Here is an 18,966-nt window from a genome sequence, read left to right as displayed (position 1 = left end):
CGGTCGGTGACGCAACGTGCGTGCGCCGCCCGACACTGCATGCGAGACCAAGTAAGCTCCGGTCGCACATCTGACGCTTGAGCGCGCTGTTCATTGTGGCCGGCGCCTCTCTCGTCAATATCCGATAATCGACGTTATGTCAGTTTGTTCGCACACACTCAGCTCGACGGGCTCCGAGGTGTGAGTTGCACACGAGCCTCGGAACCCGCCGGAGTCCCGCCGGCTAGGCGCCGGGTGCGAGGCCGAGCTGCCTGAGGATGCCGAGCTCGTCGCTGCTTCCCCAGCGCTCGGCGAGCTTGCCGTCGACGAAGGTGCTGATCTGCATGCCGCGGATCTTCACGGACTTGCCCGTCGGCGCGTGGCCCTGGAACACACCGGTCTGCGTGCCGGTCAGTGTGTAGGCGAACGCGACGCTGTCGTCGTCCGCGACGAGCTTCTCGACCTCGAGTGCCATGTCGGGGAACGCGGTCCGCAGGTCGCCGAAGAACGCGGCGTATCCCGCCGGACCGGGTGCCTGGCCGGGCGCCGGGTCGTGATCGACCGAGTCGGGCGCGACGAGTGCGTCGAACGCGGCGAAGTCGCCGGCGTTGACCGCCTCGCCGAAGGCCTGCTGGGAGGCGATGTTCTGCTCGCGAGTCATGTGCTGTCACCTGTTCTGCACCGGTCCGGTGCCTCGAGGAGTGGTGCGGGTCGTCAGCGACGGTACCCAGGCCCGTCGAGGGCGGTACAGGGCTTGTGCGCTCCCCCGGGCGCTTCCCAATGCCGCTTCTCATAAGCGAGATTATGTCAGTTGTGAGACCGAGCGCGCGTAATGGCTCAGTGGAGGTCGGCGCTCCCGGCGCGTCTGTTGCACGATTCGAGTTCAGAGCGCCGTCAGAACGCCTGCTTGTCGAACCCCTCCGGAGCCGTGTTCATCGGATCTGCCCATTGCAGGCCGGCTGCGACCGCGCGGGCCAAGCTCTCGATGCCGGTGTCGAAGTAGCAGTACCCGTGGGTCGTCTCGATCTGCTGGTGCGGCGGCATCACCACGAGGCGCCAGTTAAACAGCATCTTGCACACCTCGACCGTGAAGGTCTCCGTCTCCTGCAGCCGGAACCCGTTCTCCGTCCGCACGAGCCGCTCCACCTTGATGTCGGCTTCGGAACGCAGCTGCTGCTCGAGGTCATCCAGCGCCTCAGCTCGGGTGCGCAGCATCGCCTTCTGGTCCACCACTCCAGTGTCCCGATAGCCGCCCCGTCACCGGGCATTTCATCGGGCGGGTCTAATGGGACACTGCCGCCCGCGCCCGCGCGCGACGCATCCCGCTCGCCGAAGTGACGCGGTGAACGACCCCTCAACGGACGCCAAGCCGACCCGGTGACCTACCTGTCGCTCGTCAAGCACGACGGACGCCTGGTCTCGGTCGGGATGCTGGAGCCGATCCACGAGGGGGGCATCGACTTCTCGACGATCTCGCTCCAGCGCATCTCGATCGCCGGCTCGATGATCGGCAGCATCGCCGAGACCCAGGACGTCCTCGACTTCTGCGCCGAGCACGGCATCAGCGCCGACGTCGAGGTCATCCCGATCGACCGCATCAACGAGGCGTTCGACGCGATCGTGGCCAAGGACATCGAGTTCCGCTACGTCATCGACATCAGCACGCTCGACCACCCCGAGTGAGGCGCTGACGGCCCCTCTCCAGCGAGGGGCCGTGCCGCGCCGGCGAGCAGAGGATGCAGGGGAGGGCGGAGGCATGTTCTCGGTCGCGGCTAGCAGCAACCGGGCGCCGCGTCGAGGGCCCCGACGCCCGACCCGTGCCGGGGTCACGATGGGAGGGCGCCCACAGGAGTAAGCACAGAGGAATACGCCTAGAGGAGCGCGCCCCACCATCGCAGAGGAGGTTCCGCCATGACGGACCGCACCGCCTACCTGAGCTACGGACCCGAGGTCGAGCAGCAGCAGCCGCACGAGGACGAGGACGTCCAGGCGCTCCGCGAGACCTTCGCGAAGATCCGGATCATGGCGTTCGAGAAGACCCGTCACGCCGTCCGCGACGCGCACGCGAAGAGCCACGGGATCCTCGCGGGCACTCTCCGCGTGCATGACGGCCTGCCGGTCGAGCTCGCGCAGGGGCTCTTCGCGCGGCCCGCGGAGCACCCCGTCATCGTCCGGTTCTCGACGGCTCCCGGCGACATCGTCTCCGACGGCATCGGCTCGGCCTTCGGCATGGCGATCAAGGTGCTGGAGGTGGACGGCGAGAAGGTCCTGCCCGGCGACACGCAGCCGCGCACGCAGGACTTCCTGCTGGTGAACCATCCGACGATCTCCTCCGGCGACGTGCACACCTACCGGCGCGACCAAGCGGTGCTGCTGCAGACGTCGAAGGCGCCCGAGGGTGTCCAGGTCGCGGCGACGACGGTGCTGCGCGGAGCGGCGGACGTGCTGCGCAGCGTCGGCATCGACCGCACCGGCGGCCCCGCCGGGCAGGCGAAGCCGCACGTGCACCTGCTCGGCGAGACCTACTGGTCGCAGGGCGCGCTCCGCCACGGCGATCACGTCGCCAAGGTGTCGGCGGCTCCGGTCTCGGAGAACCTCACGGCGCTGACCGGCGAGCACGTGTCGATCCGGGAGCCCTCCGCCTACCGCGACCTCACCTCGGCCTTCTTCGCCGAGGGCCGCGGAGTGTGGGAGCTGCGCGTGCAGCTGGCGACCGACCTGGAGACCACGCCCGTCGAGGACGCGTCCGTGCGCTGGCCGGAGGACGTCACGCCGTACCGGACGGTGGCGACGCTCACCCTCGAGCCGCAGGACTCCTTCTCGCCGGCCCGCCGCGTCTACGGCGACGACGAGCTGTCGTTCAACCCCTGGCACTGCCTCGTCGAGCACCGGCCGCTCGGCTCCATCCAGCGCGTGCGGCGCCCGGTCTACGACGACTCGACGTCCTACCGCTCCGACACGAACGCCCGCGCCCTGAACGAGCCCGAGACCCTCGACGACCTCCCGGACTGACGCCCCGACGCTCCCGCTGCGCGTCTCGCGCGCGCGGACAAACGAGCGACGGGCGCCCGCAGGCACCCGTCGCTCGTCCGATCACCCCTAGGACGGAGCCTCAGTGGGCGGGGTGCAGGACGACCTTGGTCCAGCCGTCGACGCGCTTGTCGAACTGGTCGAAGCCGCGCACCGCGTCGTCCAGCGGCAGCTCGTGCGAGACGATGTCGCCCGGAGTGGCGCGGCCGTGGATGATCAGGTCGCGCAGGTGCCGGTTGTACGCCTTCACCGGGCACTGCCCCGTGCCGATGCTGATGCCCTTCGTGAACGCGGTGCCGAAGTCGAAGGCGATGCGCCCCTCCTTCGCCTCCTCGGTCGCGGCGTCGGGGTCCGACGGGTTGTACACGCCGACCACGCCGATCGCGCCCGTCGCGCGGACGACCTGCACGAGGTTGTCCAGCACCAGCGAGGGGTGCTCGTTCCCGGCGGAGTCGTGCGCCTGGTAGCCGACCGCCTCCACCCCGGAGTCGACGCCGAAGCCGTCGGTGCCGTCCATGATCGCCTCGACGACGTCCACGTCCGCCGCGTTCACCGCGGTCGCGCCGTACTTCTCGGCCAGCGCGAGCCGGTCGGCCTGGTGGTCGACGACGAAGACCTGCGACGCCCCGCGCAGGAACGCGCTGTGCGCCGCCATCAGCCCCACCGGGCCGGCGCCGAAGATCGCGACGCTCTTGCCCGGGGTCACCTTCGCCAGCTCCGTGCCGTGGTAGCCGGTCGGGAAGATGTCGGAGAGCATCGTGTAGTCGAGCTCGTGCTCTGTGCCGGCCGGCAGCTCGAGCAGGTTGAAGTCCGCCCACGGCACCCGCAGCAGCTCGGCCTGACCGCCCCAGTACGGCCCCATCGCCGGATAGCCGTAGCCCGCGCCCGGCTGGCCCGACGGGTTCGCCCGCAGACAGGCCGACGTGAAGCCGTCGTTGCAGTTGCGGCAGGTTCCGCAGGCGAGGTTGAACGGCACCGACACCCGGTCGCCGACCTTGATCCGGTTCACTCCGGGGCCGACCTCCTCGACGATCCCCATGTTCTCGTGGCCGAAGACCATGCCCGACTCGAACTCGACCCGGCCCTCGTAGGGGTGCAGATCGGACCCGCAGATGTTCGCCGAGGTGATGCGGATGATCGCATCCAACGGCTCCTGGATGGTGGGATCCGGCACGGTCTCCACCGCGACGTCGAACGGTCCCTTGTACACGACAGCCTTCACGGCGTCCTCCTTCGTGGCTCACCGCCCCAAGTCGAAGCGGCTCCTGGAACCCATCCAAGATCCGCTCTCCCAAGGGGGCAAGGGACCTGACCCCTGACGGAGGGGGATGGCGGATTCGCGAACCATCGGATACCGGCGTCGTAGACGGCTCCTCAGACGGGCGGGGTCCGGTCGAGCTCGGCCTCGGCCAGGATGACCAGGCCGCGGTCGCTGTGCGAGGTCTCGAGCATCGCGAGGACCCAGGCCTTGTTGATGGTGGGCGGCCGGCTGCCACTGAACTGGAACTGCAGCGGGATCGACGGGGCGATCCACAGCGAAGCGCGACCGGAGCCGTGATCGACGGAGATCGGCCAGGACAGCAGGAAGCTCTCCTGGCGGCGCAGCTTCGCGGTGAGCGCGAGCTTCACGTGCGCGAGGGTGCGGTCGTCCATGTCGTACTCGGTGCCCGGGCCGTAGATCAGTTGTCCCACGGGTGAAGCCTCCCACAGTCGTTAGACGACAACCGTCGGCGGGTCAACCGTGTCCATGGAGTCCCCTTCACTTCGTACCGTCGAGGATGCCGGCGTCAGGTCGGCGATGAAGGGGTACCACATGCTGCAGGTCACGGTGCAGGAGCGGACCTATCTGCTCGCGGCAGGATCGACGATGATCGAGACGAAGCAGGCGGTCCTGGACGCGATGCGGACGGCGCCCGCGTTCCTCTCGCTGCGCACCGTCCTGGGAGGTCAGGTCGAGGTGCTGGTCACGGCGACGAGCACGGTCGTGCTCGAGCAGCACGACGAGGCCCCGCTGCCCACCATCCCGCGCGCGCCCGTGGGCGAGACCGACTACGACGACCTGTACGGCATGGACTACGTCTGAGCTCCGCATCGACGACGAAAGCCCTCGCCACCGTGACGCTCAGTGGATAGAAATCCCCGTGGCGCTCTAGGTCGTCGATACCGTCACTACTGCGTCGCAGATTCGAGGCGGTTCCAGTCCTAGGACCGCCGGGCGACTACAGCGCGTCGTTGAGGGCGCTGATCGTCACGCCTTCTGAAGGGGTTCCTCATGCCTGTCGTCTCGGTCCTGTCTCGTCGTGCGACATTCGTCCTCCCCCGAGCGGAGTGGATCGCAGTCGGTCCCGCGGTCTGGTCGCCGTGTCCTCCGGACTGCACCAGGGCCGCATCGAGGTCCGCGGCGCCGCTTTGACAGCCCTCGACGACACCGGTGCGCTCATCGGCGCCTTCGGCTCACTCCGTGAGGCGATGACCGCCGTCGAGGGCCACGTCACCAGCGTCGACGTCGCCGCCTGACCGAACGCATCACACGCTCCCTCCACCAGCTCCCCCTCCTCCCTCTCGAGACAGGATCACGATCATGGGCACTCTCCTCTACGGCACTCCTCCGACCGAGCACGACATCGAGGACCGTCTCCTCGCGCACCTGCAGGTCGTCATCATCAACAAGTTCCGCCGCGGGGAGTCCTTCGCCTTCACCCTGACCGTGCCGGCCTCGCACGGCAGCGGCCGCCAGACGCTCTGGCTCAGCCCGAGCATCCCGGTGCAGTTCTCCTTCCACGGCAGTCGAGCCCCGGCACTGAACCCGACCTGGGTGCAGGAGCTGATGAACGAGGCCAACAGCGGCCGCGGGCTGAGCGTGATGCCCGAGCCGCAGCACCGCCAGGCTCCTCGGACGACCGTCGCCGCCTGATCCAGGCTGCAGGCGCTCGCGCAAGGGGAGTGCGCGCGGGCGCCGATAAGCGCTAGCTGGCTCCATCGCCTTATACGACGATCAAGGAACATCTCGCACCCGCGTCGGACAGGATGACGCGGCGCACCGGAACGAGAAGGGAGACGAAGATGGACTTCTTCGAGTTCGCCTCGTCCGAGGACCGCGGATACCCGGACGACGTCGTGCCTCTCTTCGCCTGCTCCACGTCCCACGTCGACGGTGGCGGAAGCGTCGCCATCACCCCCGACGCGGTGTATCTCCGCGAGGGCGGCGATCTGACCCGCATCGATGCCGTCGACATCCGCTCCTGGCGGTCGGCGTCGCGCGGGCCGCTGTTCGCGCTGACCGTCGAGTGCGACGAAGCGCACGTCACGCACCTCGTCGCTCACCTGCGCTCCGCGACGGTGCAGGCCATGTCGAAGGCCGTCGGACCCGAAGGCGTCCAGCTCCGCGCCGCTTAGTTCATCCGCTTAACGAAACGACGGGGCTCTCGATGCCGCGCGCACCGTTGCTCCGTGGGAATCTATGGACGATGAACACGGATCACGGTCGGGTCGCACGGTCGGAAGTGACCGGCCACGACTTCGACGAGGCGCGCACCCTGCTCGAGGGCGAGTACCACGGGTACGGATTCAGCGTCGAACCCACCGAGGCCGACTTCACGTTCCGCTACTCACAGGTCGGTGACGACGAGCTCACCCTCCGCGGCAACCTCTTCACCGGATCGATCCGCGGCGCGATCCACACCGAGGGCGAGTACATCGTCTCGTGGATCACCGCTGGCACCGGCGCGCTCGACCTCACCGGCGACGCCGTCCGCCTCGCGCACGGGCAGCCGGCTGTCTTCGCCAACGGCCGTCCGGCCGAGTTCGACTTCGCCGATCACCGCCAGAACCTGATGCACTTCGACGGCGCCTTCCTCGAATGCGTCGCCGCCGAGCACGAGGGTGCCACCGGCGCGCTGCTCTTCGACACCCGCGCCCAACCGACCGGCGACGCACTGCAGAAGTGGGCGAGCACTGTCGCCGGCGTCGCGCGCGTCATCTACAACGACGACAGCCCCGCCCTGCTGGGCAGCGAGGCCAAGCGCACCGCCGCCGTCTCCCTCCTCGACACCTTCCCCCACATTCCCCTCGCCGTTTCGACCCCGATCGCCAGGCCCTCCGGCGCCACCCTCCGCGCCGCGATCGAGCACCTGCACGCCGACGCCCACCTCCCCATCGCCATCGACGACGTCGCGACCGCCGCCGGCGTCAGCGTCCGTGGTCTTCAAGCTCTCTTCCGACGCGAACTCGACGTCACCCCGCTCGACTACCTTCGCCGCATCCGCCTCGACCGCCTCCACGCCGAGCTCCGCACCCTCGAACCCGGCACCACCACCGTCGGCGAGATCGCCGGCCGCTGGGGCTTCACCCACCTCGGCCGCTTCTCCGCCCACTACGCACGCCGCTTCGGCGAATACCCCAGGAACACCCTCAACACCGACTGATGCCAGCGCCGCGCGCGCGCCGACTCCTCACTGACGAAATCGGTGACCGGTAGACCATCCCCTAACGGGACGTGCGCAGGTGGTCTTGTGCTCATGGATCCAGATCATTTAGACGACGAGGGACGAGAGGAAGACGACCTGCGTCAGCTGGTCGCTGTGGGTTTGTCCCGATCGGGCGGCGTGTCGGCCGTGAGGGGTCGGCCCGCGCGCTCCTCGAGGAGTGCGGCGGCGAGGAGCTCGCCGTCCACGTCGCCGAAGGAGGCGAGGGCCTCCCGGTGCAGGCGGGTGACGAGCGCGATTGTCTCGCGCGGCGTCCCGGCTTCCTCGGCGAGGCGCAGCACCGTCTCCAGCTCCTCGACGACGCGGCCGAGCGGGAAGTCGGGCATGCGGTCGCCGGCGAGGAGCGCCGGTGCGTGCCGCTCGAGGAAGGCGCTTGCGCCGGGACTCTCCAGCAGCGCGGCGCGTAGGGCGGGCGGTTCCCAGCCCAGCGCTCGGCCCAGCAGGAGCACCTCGGTGACGGCGATCACCTGGCCGAACCAGAGGGTGTTGGCGACCAGTTTCGCGACGTGCGCGAGCACGGGATCCGACTGCGCGACGGGCATCGCAGCGTCGTGCCCCAGCGCCACCAGCACGTCCACCACCTCGTGCACCGCGGCGGCGTCCCCGCCGAGGTAGAAGCCGAGCGTCCCCGCCGCGGCGTCCGCCGGCCCGCCCCGCAGCGGAGCCGCGACCGCGCCGATCCCCCGCCGCTCAGCCTCCGCCACCAGGGTCGCGACGCTGCGTGGGTCGTTGCTGGTGAAGTCGAGCCAGACGCCGCCCGGAGCCAGCCCGCCGAGCGCGCCGCCCGCGCCGAGCAGGGCCTCCCGGCACTCGATCGGCCCCGGCAGCACGGTGATCAGCGTGTCCGAGCGGGCCGCCAGCGCGGCACCGTCCGGCGCCGTCGACAGCCAGTTGGCCTGCGCCCGCTGCAGCGCCTCCCGTCGACGTCGGACACCGTCACGTCGAAGCCGTGCCCCTGCAGCCGCCGCGCGACGGGTACTCCCATCCGGCCGTACCCGAGGATGCCGATGCGTCTGATCATGGCCCCAGCATGCCTCGCGCGGCACGACGGAGAGGAGAACGGAGGCCCTGCCGAGAATATCGGTGGCCGTTTGGGATTGCGGCGTACCGCGGAGCATGGTGCCGACGATTGGCGCCTTCCGGCGCACGCGGTGTGGGGCGCTCGCTTTTGCCTCACCGGAGTTTTGAGAAGATGACGCTCGGACCTTCGGCGTGTGTCACACTCCCGAGATGGGCGCAGTCTCCTGTGTCGGGAAGGCCACCATGGGCCGCTTGCACTACGACTCCTCCCTCGAAGCAGACTTCGATGACCGAGTCCTCGCCCACCTCCAGATCGTCATCGGCTCGAAACTGACCCGCAACGAGTCCTTCTACTTCTCCTGGAAGGACTCCCAGAGCATCGGAGACGGACGCACCAGCATCTGGATGCACCCGGCGATCCCGCTGCGGTTCAAATACCATGGCGGCCGCCCTCCGGCGATCAACCCGAGCTGGATCCGTCAGCTCCTCGCCGACTCCCACACCGCCGCGGGCCTGCGCATCAGCGACGAACCCGATCAATCCCCCACCGCGACGACACGGCCTGAAAGCACAACGACCCCATGAGAAAGCTCTACTACTCCAGCGGATCCATGCTCGTCGCCGACGTCACCTGCAAAGCGGTCCTCCGCTACGCGCGAGCCCTCGCGGACGTCGGCAAATCAGACGTCGTCTCTGTTCCCGCCGTCACCGACGGCGGCAGCAACGCCTACGCCCACCTACTCATCGGGCCCGCCAACCAGCTGTTCTCCACCCCCGTCGAGAACAGCCACGGCGACGAACCCGTCGATGAAGACGCCATCGCCCACATCGAACGAGAGACGCAGCGCATGCAGCCGGCCCGCCCCTCCTGGGACGACGAAATGACCGACATCACCGACGTCGACTTCCTGACCTACCCAGAACCCAGCTGACCTGCACACGCGATCGTCGCCGCAGAAGAACGACTACACCGCCGGCTGCGGGGGCGTCGTGCTGACATCTCATAATTGAGACTATGTCAGTGTTTTGTTCGGACGGATCGAGATGGGCTGCGGTCAGAATCTTCGGTGTGAGAATCTCCTCGTGCCCGCCCCCTCCGTTCTTGGTCTCGAATCGCAGCGCGAGTGCGAGCGCTTCTGCGGGATCTGCGGTGTCTGGGCACTCTCCACCCGGGCTCATGTGCCTCCGCGTGCTGCCGGCAACGGGACCAATGTGAAGCGCCTCGTCTTCCGCACCGTCGACGGCAGGGTGCTCCCCGCGGGCCGACCGCTCGAGGGTGGGATGTGGGTGCGCGGTCTGTGCTCGCGCTGCAATAGCGACGCAGGAAGTCGCTTCGACGAGGCGTATGCGGACTTCGCACGCTCGGTCATCCGCTACGGGAGCACCTTCGCGCCTCTCGCACAGCTGTCAGCCGTGCCACCTGTGCGATTGGCACCCGGACCCGTCTCGCGCTCGATTCTCCACGGGATGCACGCCCTCAACCCCACTCTGCGACTGTTGTTTCCCGAGCTTGCCACCGCTCTGCGAGCAGGTGGGCCGGTGCGGCTTCCGGCGCAGACAAAGCTTCGCGTCGCTGCATATGGGTTCAGCCGAGCGCGCCTCTCTGGCTCCATCCATTCGCGACGTGTTCTTCAGGAGGCCGCGGTCCATCTCTCCTTCGCAGACGTCGTCTTCCCGCCGTTCATTTGGAGCCTGGTCGTCGCCGAAGAGGGCCAGGCGACAGATGACTGGGCGGACGCCAGCGAGTGGCCGCTCTACGGGCCGGACGCCGTTGTGGGCTTGAGACTGCTGACCCACCGATTCCCTCTCGCCAATTATCCGCTCGACGTCCTGCCCAACTCGTGGATCCAGATGCACTCCGACGAGGCGGCGGTGATCTTGGAAGGAAACGTCCAACGGTCTGACCTACTTCGGTGATCGGCTTGATCAGGACAGGCAAGCGCCCCCGCGGGTATGCCGAATGGGGGATGGAGCAGAGTTTCTCTCCGCTAGAAGCCGTAGACGATCTGCAGGTTGTCGACGAGGATTCGGCGGCGGTCCTTCTGGCGGGTAGCCCACGAAGCGAAGAGGTCCAGAAGAGCGGCGTCATCGGGCATTGGTACTTCGCCGCGTGAGGCGGTCGGGTGCGGCCAATCACCTCCCTAGAGCATCCGCTCGGGTGCTGCGCTCGCGAAAGCGGCGCCGACAGCAGAGCGGTCGCTGTAGCTGGGTGGCCCCTCCGGGGACTCGTGGTAGACGCCGGGGAGCTTGACCCGCGCTTGCCCCTCGTCGATGAAGTCCATCACGGCCGCGAAGGCCGGATGCGTGACGGCCGGGATCCGGCCCATGTGATCGATGACGAGATCGGTCGGTAGTCCTGATGCGGTCGGGGTTCTCGAGAATCCCGTCTGCACCGGGTCATGGACGCCGAAGCCACCTTCGCCGTCTCCCTGCACGAGCACGATCCCGGATTCCAGGCCATCCGCGATCACGACGCGGACACGGCCAGCTCGGCCATGGAGACCCACATGAGCTGAGCAAGGCCAGCGACTCTCGAGCACGAGACCGACCAGACCAGCTGAGCCCGTCCGGCCGATCACGAGCTCACCTCCGGTTCTTGCGCTTCGGCTGCGTACGCTGTCCGCGCCTGGCCGGCGGAGGAGCGCTCGCGAACTTCTCGATCGGGAGCAGCCTCTTCACCTCCTCATCCATCTGCGAGTCGGGAGTCGGCAGCGTCCCGTCGTAGACCACCTCGACGAGACGCTCAGTGGTCTCGTCGTAGATCAGGACCGCGCCCCGTCGGAGCTGCAGCTGGTACTTCTTCGCCTTCAAGTACGTCCTGGTCTCGTCGACGACGTCTGCCAGATCCACGCCTTCAGGACGCGTGCACAGCACCAAGAGCCAGGCGTTGTCGGCCGTCGTTCCAAAGGGAGTGGTCCAGCGTCGAGGTGATCCGGTCGGCTCGTCGAGCAGCCTCTTCAATCTCCGTGGCCAATCAGCCTGCATTTTGGTGGAACCGGAGATGAACGTCGCCCCCAGGCTCAGCCATCCGTAGTCGCCGCGCTGCTGCAGCTCATCGGCCAGAGCGTTCAACGGGCTGTTGAGCCTCACCGGTTTTGGAGCGCTCGGTTTCGCAGCATCGATCTGCGCGTCGTGCCATGCGTCGAGCGGGTCGGTGAGGGTCGGGATTACCACGAGCTGCTGCTGGGCACGACGTCGTAGGTCCCCAGTGCGGGGAGCGCTTGATCGCAAATGTGGCAGCGTCGCGAGAGTCGGGTCGGGCTCGACGTAGAGCCCCTTCCGGAAGAAGTAGAGGAGGAGGTCGAGCTCGTCCGCCGCGAAGTATCGGCGGGACGCCTCGGGGTCGCGGCGCCGACGAAGGTAGAGCAGGAATTCCGCCGGCCGGTCGATGACGTCTGCGATGACCTGAAGGTCGTGAATCGACACCACCCACGGTGTCTTCGTCGCGTCGAGCAAGTTCGCGTCGATCAGATCGTGCGTCGCGATCGCCAACCCTGACAGGTCCTCCAGGCTCAGCACGACGGTATGTATCTCCCGGATATGGGTGAGATCCAGCCATCCGCCGTATCGCAGTTGGAGACCGCCGTCCTCCTCGATTCTCGTCTGCACGCGGGCGGCCTGCTTCGCGGCCTTCGTGACGATGCCGACCAGGTTGTCGCGCAGTCGACGCGTCTCCCCAGCTCGCGCTGCGGGAGTCAGAGCGACAGCCTTCGCTTCGATGATGACGGCCACGTCATCCAGAACGACCAGGAGATCGCCCTCCACCTTCTTGGTATACGCCGTCGGTAGACCGCTCGCCTCCTCGGCATCAACCGGAACGAAGTAGTCGAAGGAGAAGTGCGTGGTGCAGCCCGGGAGCAGTTTCTGGAACGCCGCCTTCCCGATCTCTTCCAGCACGTCTCCGCGGCGCTTCTGGTAGACCGCCCACGCGGATGGCGTCGTCTTCATCAGCTGCTCGAGATTTTCCCGAACCGCCGGCTGAACTAGCGCGTCGTGAACCATGAGAAAGGTGCCCCGATCCGTTCGGATCACCGGGTTCGTCCTGAGTGGGTTGTCCCCACTGAGGAAGCTGTCGAGCACTTCTCGAGCGTTCTTGCCTTCCACGGAAACCGAGAACTGCTCAAGCACGGCGAACGCTACCGACTCGGTCACACCTGCTTCGGCGGCGATAGCTGCCGGCGTAAAGGCCACCAGGTCGGCGGTCGGCTGAGCGGCGTTGTTGATCGCGGCCTTCGCGCGGCGAGCGAGCTCGGATTCCGCATCCGTCGTCCCCGACTCCGCAGCCTCCTGCAAGGCCGTCACCATCGCCTGAAATCGTCCGTTCAAAGCAGACACCTGCAGATCGTGCAGAGCCGTCATGACCCCAACGGCGTCGTCGGCATCGAACCCGGCGAGCTTCATGAGCTCCGAGCGCGTCGGTTCCTCCCTGAAGAGGAGATCGTGGGTGGTTTTGACCATGTCCGGGTATGACGTGTTCCGCACCCACAGCTCCCTCAACCGTGATGACATCGCGATGGTCGTGAGGGGATCACCTGCGTCAGCCCTGGCGCCCAGGAAGTGCAGCGCTTGCATCGAGTAGATCAGCGCCTCTGTCTGCTGTATCCACTCCTGAGCCTCCTTCCGGAGCGAGTGTGGATCGTCATCCTCCGCTGAGCCGTCCGCTGTCGCTGTCGACGAGGAGAGAGCGAGAAGAGCGATCAGTTCCGCCTTGGCCGGTCCACTCTGCGTATCCACCCCCATGCCCAGAAACCCTGACCAGGGAAGGCATCCGAGCCGTGCAAGCTCGATCACCCGCTCCGGACGGTGCTCCTTCAGAGCGTCCGTCAGTGCCGCCAGCTGCGACGTGATCTGCTCCTCCGCTGCCGCCATCGGGGAGGGCTGTGCCTGCAGCTCTTCGAGAGTGGCCAGCAACGAGTCGACGGATTGCATCACCTGCTCGCTATGTTCCACGCTCCGCGTCGTTCTGGATGGTTGCTGCTCTCGGGGCGGGGTGCGTCGCGCGCTCATGGCGTCATCCGACCACATCCCTCCGACATGGACAGGCGGACTTCTCATGCGGAGATGACGCTGACCACCTCGCCGAACGCTGGCTCTAGCCGATCCGACCGGTCACCCACTCCTACGATCGACCTGTGCCCTCGCGATCGTCGTCCCCTTCCGAAGACCTTCCGTGCGTCTTCATCGGTTCGTCCTCGGAGGGGATTGAGATTCGGGGTCTGCATCCGACCTCCAGGCGACACGGCCGCCAGCTCCTCGACCGTCGCGGCGGTCAGGGCGAGGACGAGGGGCCGGCGCTGCCGGCCCCTCACTGACCGAGTGCCCCTACTGGCTAATAATCGCGGGTATGTCCGTGTGGCTGCGTGCCGCTATCGCAGCGAGGTAGGCGAGCCCACGACACATGAGGCGACGCTCAGCTGTGATCCACTAGAGATCATGACGACCTACATAGTGAGTTACGACCTGCGCGCTCCAGAACGCGACTACTCGAAGCTGCACGAACACCTGAAGAGTTACTCGGAATCGAGCCACCCCCTCGAGAGCGTATGGATGGTCGTGAGCACAGGGAGCGCGGCCGAAGTTCGGGATATGGTGGTGAAGCACGTCGATTCCGATGACAAGGTCTTGGTCGTAACTGTCACGAGTGGATGGGCCACTCGAAACATCTCGGTCAGGCTCACCAATTGGTTTCGTAGCCATCTGTAACGTCTACCACCGCGCCAATGCTCGCAAACCCGGTGCGGCCTTCGCCGCACCGCAATCGAACCTCGATCGTCGAGGGTTCCAGCGGGGCGCTCGGCGGTAGGCTCGCGCCATGACCGAAGAGTGGTTGCGGGGAAGCTACATCGTCACGGCGGCGGCGCGCCGACCTGACCTCGTGCTTCTCGTAGATGAGGTCATGGGTGACTACTCGACGGTTGGGCTAATCGATCCGCCGCACGAGGTAGAGATCGAGGTCCGGGCGTCAGAAATGGGGCGAGCGCGAACCGACGCCAACGATGTTGCCATGATCACGGCTCTGGTCACCGATGTCTCGGTCAATCTGGCGGCGTCCGCGATCTGGGCCGCGATCGTGTCCTCCGTGCACGGGATCCTGCGAGCAAGGCGTGCGCAGCGAGACGCAGAGCAGCGCTTCGTTCTCACTGTTGTCGTCCCGACGTCCTCCGGTGATCGGATCGTGGAGAGCGAAGTAGTCGGCGAAGGGTCGATCGAAGCGGGGCTGGCAGCGACGGAGAGGATCGTGTCGGAGATCCTCGGCTCCTCAGCTCGAGACTGAGTCGAGATGGCGGCCCTCGTACGGCGTCTCGCCGGCGCGTTGCCCTTGAAGCTCGATTGGGGCGTCGCGGATGTCCCGCACACGTGCCCTTCGTGTAAGGCGTCGTTCGTTGTCTTGTCGACGATCGTGGCTGATTGGCTCGACCACGTCGGAGCGCAAGCACAGGTGGCCAGCGCAGAGGGTATCGAGTGCCCTGCGTGCGGGAGGAAGCTCCCCTTCGCTGCGCCGCTCTTCCAGATCCGGAACGGCGACGCAGCTGACCTCCTCGCGGCGTTCCCCTGGGCGACGACGCCGGACGAGGACACAGAGTGGGTCGTTGCCGCTCGCGCTGCTTTTCCTGAGATGACCGCCGCGCGGATCGCACCAGTCCGCGTTGACTGGTGGCGCGGTGTCTCCGCGGCCCCTCTCGGCCCGGTTCTCGTCGGCGTCATCGACCCCGACGTGCCGGCGCCGCATGACGAGATTCGGTCTTGGCGCTCCTCCGTGACAGAGATGCTGCCGATGCCGCCCATCACCGCGATGGTGGGGCAGCTGGCGGTCACCGAGACCTATGCGGCCGCTCAGGCGCTCCTCGAAGCGCACCCCGAGCTAGTCGCACCGCAATGGAGAACCACGGTGCGGGCGACGATCCATGCACTCATCAACGCGCAGCCCGACCCACAGACGCGCGACCTCGTGATGGCACGAACGATTCAACGACTTCGAACGCTCGACCTGTTCCGGGGAGGCGCGCCGACTGATCTCCAGGCGGAAGTCCAAATGCTCGTCGACGCGGCGGCTGCGCTCGCGCCCAGTGATGGAGGAAGACTGGAGGCGGTGAGGACTGCAACGGCCGCGCTCGAGTCGACGCTCAGGGAGGGTGTGGAGGTAGCTGGAGCCTTGACCTCGCTCTCCCGAGCGCTCTACGACAGTCCCCGCCGGAACCGCAGCTATATCGAGGAGGCGATCCGGGTCGCTGATCGAGCTGTCGCGATGGCGGAGAGCGCGTTCGACGCCGATCACGATCTCGTCGTGATGAACCGAGCGAACTCATTTGTGATGGCCGCTGATCTGCTCGGTCCGGACCCAGCCGATGTCGAATCCGCTGTGGACCGTGTGAGTGAGTACGCGCGGATACTGCATCTGCGGGCATCACCGCACCTCCCCGATGTGCTCACGAACCTCGTCGGGCTCATGCACCGCCAGAGGAACCTGCCCCGCGCGGCTCGAAGTGAGGCCCAGCTGGGTCTCCTCGCGCAAGCCGAGCGGGCAGCGTTGCTTCTCGACCCGGACAACACTCACCTGCGCTTCGTCATCGAGACGAACATCGCGACCACCTACGGCGCTCGTATCGTCGGAACGTCGAACGCCGACACGGCACTCGAGTCGCTCTCGCGCACGCCGAATCAGCCGGGACTGAGCCTGTCCGCAGCTGACCTACTGATGCGACGAACGACCGAGGTCTCGATCACCTACCGGTCAGTGAGAGACAGCGGCTCGTCGACCGGGATACCAGCGCTCCTCGAACGCTGTGTGGGCTTGCGGGACGCCGCGCTGGCTCTGAGCGCAGACAGTGAGGTGGCGATAACGGCGCTCGTGAACTCCGCGTCGATCATGGGGGATCTCGTCCATCGATCCGATCCAGCCGGTGCTGGTCGCCAGTATCTGCCGCAGGCTCTGGTGACGGCGAGGCTCGCGGTCGATCGTGCCGCGGAGCACCTCGGGCTCACCACCAGTGCGCACCTGACGGCGCTGATCACTCTGGGGAATCTCCAGTCGTTGTCGGACTCGGAGACGAGCGCTGCCGATTCCGCGGCGAGCTACCGCAGCGTCGTGGAACTGGCTCGCGGAAACTCCGACCATCACGTTGCGGTGGCGTGGCGGAACCTCGGCACCCTGTACTTCGAGGTGGGTTCATGGGCAGAGGCGGCGACGTCGTTGGAGCAGGCAGGCTACGCCCGTCGGCGCCTCGTCGATAGTGCGGACGGCACTCACCTGATCCTTGGAGAATTGGCCGACAGTGAAGACCTGGTCGGACGAGAGGCCCTCGCGCGAGTTCTGGAGGGGCGGCCGCTTCTGGCTGTCGCCGCCGTGGAACGGAGTCGAGGCCACCTACTCCGACGCCGCCTTGGGCTCCCGCCGACCGATCTCACGACGCAGGAACTGCCCGAATCGACGACGATTCACCTCACCGGCAGCAACATCGGCACATCCCTCGTCATACGAGGAACAGACGGAGTCCGATTCGCCACAGCCTACGCATTAGGCGTAGAGGTAGCCGATCTCGTCGCCCAGCTACTCCGAGTTCGTTCACGAGCTGCCCGATCTTCCGCCCTAAGGCAACTCGGTGCCAAGTTGAGCCCGGTCTTGGCGGACATCGTCTCCTTCGCTCGCGGCGACACCGACCTCCACGTCGTCACTTCAGGAGCATGGGCCGGCGTCCCGCTCCACATCCTCCTCCGCGAACAGGGACCACCAAAGTGGCGTCCCACCGTCCGCTACCTGCCCTCCGAGGGGATCGGCCTCGCCCTCCGAGAACGCCCTACTCGCAGCGGTGGTGACGCGATCGCCTTCATCGACCCCGACGGAGACCTTCCGCTCGCCGCTCACGAAGGCGCCGCCTTCACGAGCGCCTACCCTGACACCCGGACGTTCCCAGGAGCCACGACCCGCACGACGGCGCTCGCCTCGATAGCAGACGCTCACACCATCCACCTGGCGTGCCATGCCCGGTTCGACTCGAGCGATCCGACTCGCTCCCACCTCTCGCTTGGACAAGGACAGGAACTGACTTTCGCGGACCTGATCGCGACCGCAGAGGCGCAGCACCTCGACCTCGTCGTCGCATCCGCCTGCCAATCAGGCGCATCGGGCGGATGGAACCCCGATGAGATGACCGCGATCGCCCACGGCTTTCTCCACGTCGGCGCGCGCGCCGTCGTCACAACGCTCTGGGATGTCAACGATCTCCCCGCGGCGCTCGTGATGTGCAAGTTCTACAGCTCGGACTCAGTACGTTCCGATCCCGCCACGGCACTTTCAGAGGCACAGGACTGGCTCCGGGCGCTCAACCCCGCCGACGCAGCCAACGGCTTTCACGAGCTGCCGCTGCAGATGGCAGAGATCCTCGAGAAGTACCTGAAGCGCCTGGAGCCGGACGACGCGCCCTTCGCGAACGCCATCGACTGGGGGGCATTCGTCTACGTCGGCCCGTGACTCCTGCAGCGCCGCCGAGAGGGAGCGTGCGCCGAGGGTGGACGTCGCCTGCTGCTGAGCGTTGTCTCCGGCGATCGCGATGTTGCCGTAGGTCTAGGGCGAGCTACTCTCGCGATATGGATGATGCAATGGAGCATGTGAAGAGGGCCGCCGGAGCCGACGAGGTCTGGGAGGAGCGTCGGTTCCAGATCTACCGCGGAAGTCGACAGATCACCGTGACGGTCTCCGATCAGGGCCCGTCCGTCCCCCCGACGCTGCGGTACTCCGCTCGAGCGGAGGGAACCCGCCCCGAGGACACGACGGTGAGCCACGGAAACCCCGCGAGCACGATCGAGGACGCGCTCGAGAACGTGCACTGGCAGGAGTTCGACGGCGAGGCCTGAACCCGGTCGCGCCGCCCGGCGCCGCAGCGAGCGACCGCAGCTGCTGCCTCCACGATCCAACTGGCCGGCAGCATGGGTGAACGCGCGAGGCTCCGCACCCATAGGTGCGGAGCCTCTTGGGGCTTAGAGCCCCAGCCACCATCTCCCGACCGTCAACCCGATGTGGACGACTGCTTGCACAGCCAACCCCACCCAGAAGCGTGTCCGCGAAGAGGCGCCGCAATGCGCGCAGTGAGCGCTCATCTTGTCCTCCGTAGAACTGGTCGAGTTCACGAAGGACGGTGACGCCTGGTGTGGCAGAGCTACCCGCCGTCCACGACCGGGGCTGTGGATAGCTGCTCGACACGCCCGGGGCGCGTCGGGTTTTGTGGATAACTTGCTGCCGCGTAGTATTTCCGGTATCACGACCGGGAAACACTACTTCCCAAAACGTTCACCGACTGGCGAACAGACAAAGCTCAGACCGTTGGTAGCGGTGCTGGGCTTTTCGTCTGTCCGGGGGCGCCGAGCTCGACCTGCTCCCGACGTCCTGGCATCCATTATCCCAGAACACCCCTCCCTTCGTGGGCTCTCAGAGGCGATCTCCGGCCCAAGTTCGCCT

General features: G+C 66.9%; 21 protein-coding genes and 1 pseudogene. 14 read left to right on the top strand and 8 right to left on the bottom strand.

Going from position 1 to position 18,966, the window contains the following annotated elements:
• Nucleotides 1–223: 223 nt before the first annotated feature.
• Both MT350_RS19565 and MT350_RS19560 read right to left on the bottom strand, forming a co-directional pair.
• Complete coding sequence (locus MT350_RS19565) at nucleotides 224–640, bottom strand: ester cyclase (protein WP_243616500.1); 417 nt, start codon at nucleotides 638–640, stop codon at nucleotides 224–226.
• Nucleotides 641–873: 233 nt separating this feature from the next.
• Entirely contained in the window at nucleotides 874–1,209 is a 336-nt protein-coding gene (locus MT350_RS19560) for a hypothetical protein (protein ID WP_243616499.1), read from the bottom strand.
• 147 nt (nucleotides 1,210–1,356) lie between these two features.
• Here MT350_RS19560 and MT350_RS19555 point away from each other — a divergent pair, with 147 nt between their 5' ends.
• Both MT350_RS19555 and MT350_RS19550 read left to right on the top strand, forming a co-directional pair.
• Nucleotides 1,357–1,662: a hypothetical protein gene (locus tag MT350_RS19555; protein ID WP_132438214.1), complete on the top strand. Its 306-nt coding sequence runs from the start codon at nucleotides 1,357–1,359 to the stop codon at nucleotides 1,660–1,662.
• 228 nt (nucleotides 1,663–1,890) lie between these two features.
• Nucleotides 1,891–2,991 carry a catalase family protein gene (locus MT350_RS19550; RefSeq protein WP_243616498.1) on the top strand — a complete coding sequence of 367 codons (1,101 nt, stop codon included), beginning with the start codon at nucleotides 1,891–1,893 and terminating at the stop codon, nucleotides 2,989–2,991.
• A 100-nt stretch (nucleotides 2,992–3,091) separates the two neighbouring features.
• On the opposite strand, the gene MT350_RS20560 is transcribed toward MT350_RS19550, so the two are convergent.
• Nucleotides 3,092–4,231: a glutathione-independent formaldehyde dehydrogenase gene (locus tag MT350_RS20560; protein WP_132438216.1), complete on the bottom strand. Its 1,140-nt coding sequence runs from the start codon at nucleotides 4,229–4,231 to the stop codon at nucleotides 3,092–3,094.
• 152 nt (nucleotides 4,232–4,383) lie between these two features.
• Complete coding sequence (locus tag MT350_RS19540) at nucleotides 4,384–4,701, bottom strand: hypothetical protein (RefSeq protein ID WP_243616497.1); 318 nt, start codon at nucleotides 4,699–4,701, stop codon at nucleotides 4,384–4,386.
• A 121-nt stretch (nucleotides 4,702–4,822) separates the two neighbouring features.
• Between MT350_RS19540 and MT350_RS19535 the strand changes: the two genes are divergently transcribed.
• The 5 genes from MT350_RS19535 (at nucleotide 4,823) to MT350_RS20555 (ending at nucleotide 7,433) form a co-directional block, all read left to right on the top strand.
• Nucleotides 4,823–5,092: a hypothetical protein gene (locus MT350_RS19535; RefSeq protein ID WP_243616496.1), complete on the top strand. Its 270-nt coding sequence runs from the start codon at nucleotides 4,823–4,825 to the stop codon at nucleotides 5,090–5,092.
• A 278-nt stretch (nucleotides 5,093–5,370) separates the two neighbouring features.
• The gene (locus tag MT350_RS19530) at nucleotides 5,371–5,526 is read left to right on the top strand and encodes a hypothetical protein (RefSeq protein WP_243616495.1); all 156 of its coding nucleotides are present in this window, start codon (nucleotides 5,371–5,373) and stop codon (nucleotides 5,524–5,526) included.
• A gap of 64 nt (nucleotides 5,527–5,590) precedes the next feature.
• Nucleotides 5,591–5,923: an ATP-dependent DNA ligase gene (locus MT350_RS19525; RefSeq protein ID WP_243616494.1), complete on the top strand. Its 333-nt coding sequence runs from the start codon at nucleotides 5,591–5,593 to the stop codon at nucleotides 5,921–5,923.
• Nucleotides 5,924–6,072: 149 nt separating this feature from the next.
• A complete protein-coding gene (locus MT350_RS19520; protein WP_243616493.1) occupies nucleotides 6,073–6,405 on the top strand; it encodes a hypothetical protein in 333 nt (110 codons plus the stop codon).
• 107 nt (nucleotides 6,406–6,512) lie between these two features.
• Nucleotides 6,513–7,433: a helix-turn-helix transcriptional regulator gene (locus MT350_RS20555; protein ID WP_243616492.1), complete on the top strand. Its 921-nt coding sequence runs from the start codon at nucleotides 6,513–6,515 to the stop codon at nucleotides 7,431–7,433.
• Between the two features lie 143 nt (nucleotides 7,434–7,576).
• On the opposite strand, the gene MT350_RS20620 is transcribed toward MT350_RS20555, so the two are convergent.
• Complete coding sequence (locus tag MT350_RS20620; RefSeq protein WP_374206657.1) at nucleotides 7,577–8,035, bottom strand: NAD-binding protein; 459 nt, start codon at nucleotides 8,033–8,035, stop codon at nucleotides 7,577–7,579.
• 69 nt (nucleotides 8,036–8,104) lie between these two features.
• Nucleotides 8,105–8,478: pseudogene (locus tag MT350_RS20615) on the bottom strand (NAD(P)-binding domain-containing protein); the annotation flags it as partial.
• 245 nt (nucleotides 8,479–8,723) lie between these two features.
• Between MT350_RS20615 and MT350_RS19505 the strand changes: the two are divergent.
• The 3 genes from MT350_RS19505 to MT350_RS19495 all read left to right on the top strand — a co-directional run bounded on the left by MT350_RS19505 (nucleotide 8,724) and on the right by MT350_RS19495 (nucleotide 10,430).
• Nucleotides 8,724–9,098 carry an ATP-dependent DNA ligase gene (locus MT350_RS19505; protein WP_308197486.1) on the top strand — a complete coding sequence of 125 codons (375 nt, stop codon included), beginning with the start codon at nucleotides 8,724–8,726 and terminating at the stop codon, nucleotides 9,096–9,098.
• Nucleotides 9,095–9,445 (top strand): hypothetical protein, encoded by a 351-nt coding sequence (locus tag MT350_RS19500; RefSeq protein ID WP_243616490.1) that lies wholly within the window; start codon nucleotides 9,095–9,097, stop codon nucleotides 9,443–9,445. The genes MT350_RS19505 and MT350_RS19500 overlap by 4 nt, the downstream gene beginning before the upstream one ends.
• A 280-nt stretch (nucleotides 9,446–9,725) precedes the next feature.
• Nucleotides 9,726–10,430 (top strand): hypothetical protein, encoded by a 705-nt coding sequence (locus tag MT350_RS19495; protein ID WP_243616489.1) that lies wholly within the window; start codon nucleotides 9,726–9,728, stop codon nucleotides 10,428–10,430.
• A 224-nt stretch (nucleotides 10,431–10,654) separates the two neighbouring features.
• Here the strand turns inward: MT350_RS19495 and MT350_RS19490 are convergent, their stop codons facing one another.
• The gene (locus MT350_RS19490; RefSeq protein ID WP_243616488.1) at nucleotides 10,655–10,984 is read right to left on the bottom strand and encodes an amidohydrolase family protein; all 330 of its coding nucleotides are present in this window, start codon (nucleotides 10,982–10,984) and stop codon (nucleotides 10,655–10,657) included.
• Here MT350_RS19490 and MT350_RS20610 point away from each other — a divergent pair.
• Nucleotides 10,943–11,029, top strand: coding sequence for a hypothetical protein (locus tag MT350_RS20610; RefSeq protein WP_374206656.1), 87 nt, complete (start codon nucleotides 10,943–10,945; stop codon nucleotides 11,027–11,029). The two genes, MT350_RS19490 and MT350_RS20610, sit on opposite strands and share 42 nt — an antisense overlap.
• Nucleotides 11,030–11,096: 67 nt before the next feature.
• On the opposite strand, the gene MT350_RS19485 is transcribed toward MT350_RS20610, so the two are convergent.
• Nucleotides 11,097–13,442: a hypothetical protein gene (locus MT350_RS19485; protein ID WP_243616487.1), complete on the bottom strand. Its 2,346-nt coding sequence runs from the start codon at nucleotides 13,440–13,442 to the stop codon at nucleotides 11,097–11,099.
• Between the two features lie 883 nt (nucleotides 13,443–14,325).
• Here MT350_RS19485 and MT350_RS19480 point away from each other — a divergent pair.
• From MT350_RS19480 to MT350_RS19470, 3 genes are all read left to right on the top strand, one after another.
• Entirely contained in the window at nucleotides 14,326–14,787 is a 462-nt protein-coding gene (locus MT350_RS19480) for a hypothetical protein (protein ID WP_243616486.1), read from the top strand.
• 6 nt (nucleotides 14,788–14,793) lie between these two features.
• Nucleotides 14,794–17,982 (top strand): CHAT domain-containing protein, encoded by a 3,189-nt coding sequence (locus MT350_RS19475; RefSeq protein ID WP_243616485.1) that lies wholly within the window; start codon nucleotides 14,794–14,796, stop codon nucleotides 17,980–17,982.
• 128 nt (nucleotides 17,983–18,110) lie between these two features.
• Entirely contained in the window at nucleotides 18,111–18,365 is a 255-nt protein-coding gene (locus MT350_RS19470; RefSeq protein WP_243616484.1) for a hypothetical protein, read from the top strand.
• The last annotated feature ends 601 nt before the right edge of the window (nucleotides 18,366–18,966 follow it).

Source organism: Rathayibacter sp. VKM Ac-2928, assembly GCF_022815545.1.
In the GTDB taxonomy this organism is placed as follows: domain Bacteria; phylum Actinomycetota; class Actinomycetes; order Actinomycetales; family Microbacteriaceae; genus Rathayibacter; species Rathayibacter festucae.
This window is presented reverse-complemented; position numbering and strand designations above follow the sequence as displayed.

Coding starts and splice junctions, on each gene's coding strand:
- MT350_RS19525 (WP_243616494.1), top strand. CDS start 5,591: ATGGGCACTCTCCTCTACGGCACTCCTCCGACCGAGCACGACATCGAG.
- MT350_RS19535 (WP_243616496.1), top strand. CDS start 4,823: ATGCTGCAGGTCACGGTGCAGGAGCGGACCTATCTGCTCGCGGCAGGA.
- MT350_RS19565 (WP_243616500.1), bottom strand. CDS start 640: ATGACTCGCGAGCAGAACATCGCCTCCCAGCAGGCCTTCGGCGAGGCG.
- MT350_RS19520 (WP_243616493.1), top strand. CDS start 6,073: ATGGACTTCTTCGAGTTCGCCTCGTCCGAGGACCGCGGATACCCGGAC.
- MT350_RS19470 (WP_243616484.1), top strand. CDS start 18,111: ATGGAGCATGTGAAGAGGGCCGCCGGAGCCGACGAGGTCTGGGAGGAG.
- MT350_RS19485 (WP_243616487.1), bottom strand. CDS start 13,442: ATGCAATCCGTCGACTCGTTGCTGGCCACTCTCGAAGAGCTGCAGGCA.
- MT350_RS19505 (WP_308197486.1), top strand. CDS start 8,724: ATGGGCGCAGTCTCCTGTGTCGGGAAGGCCACCATGGGCCGCTTGCAC.
- MT350_RS20620 (WP_374206657.1), bottom strand. CDS start 8,035: ATGCCCGTCGCGCAGTCGGATCCCGTGCTCGCGCACGTCGCGAAACTG.
- MT350_RS19475 (WP_243616485.1), top strand. CDS start 14,794: ATGGCGGCCCTCGTACGGCGTCTCGCCGGCGCGTTGCCCTTGAAGCTC.
- MT350_RS19550 (WP_243616498.1), top strand. CDS start 1,891: ATGACGGACCGCACCGCCTACCTGAGCTACGGACCCGAGGTCGAGCAG.
- MT350_RS19480 (WP_243616486.1), top strand. CDS start 14,326: ATGACCGAAGAGTGGTTGCGGGGAAGCTACATCGTCACGGCGGCGGCG.
- MT350_RS19500 (WP_243616490.1), top strand. CDS start 9,095: ATGAGAAAGCTCTACTACTCCAGCGGATCCATGCTCGTCGCCGACGTC.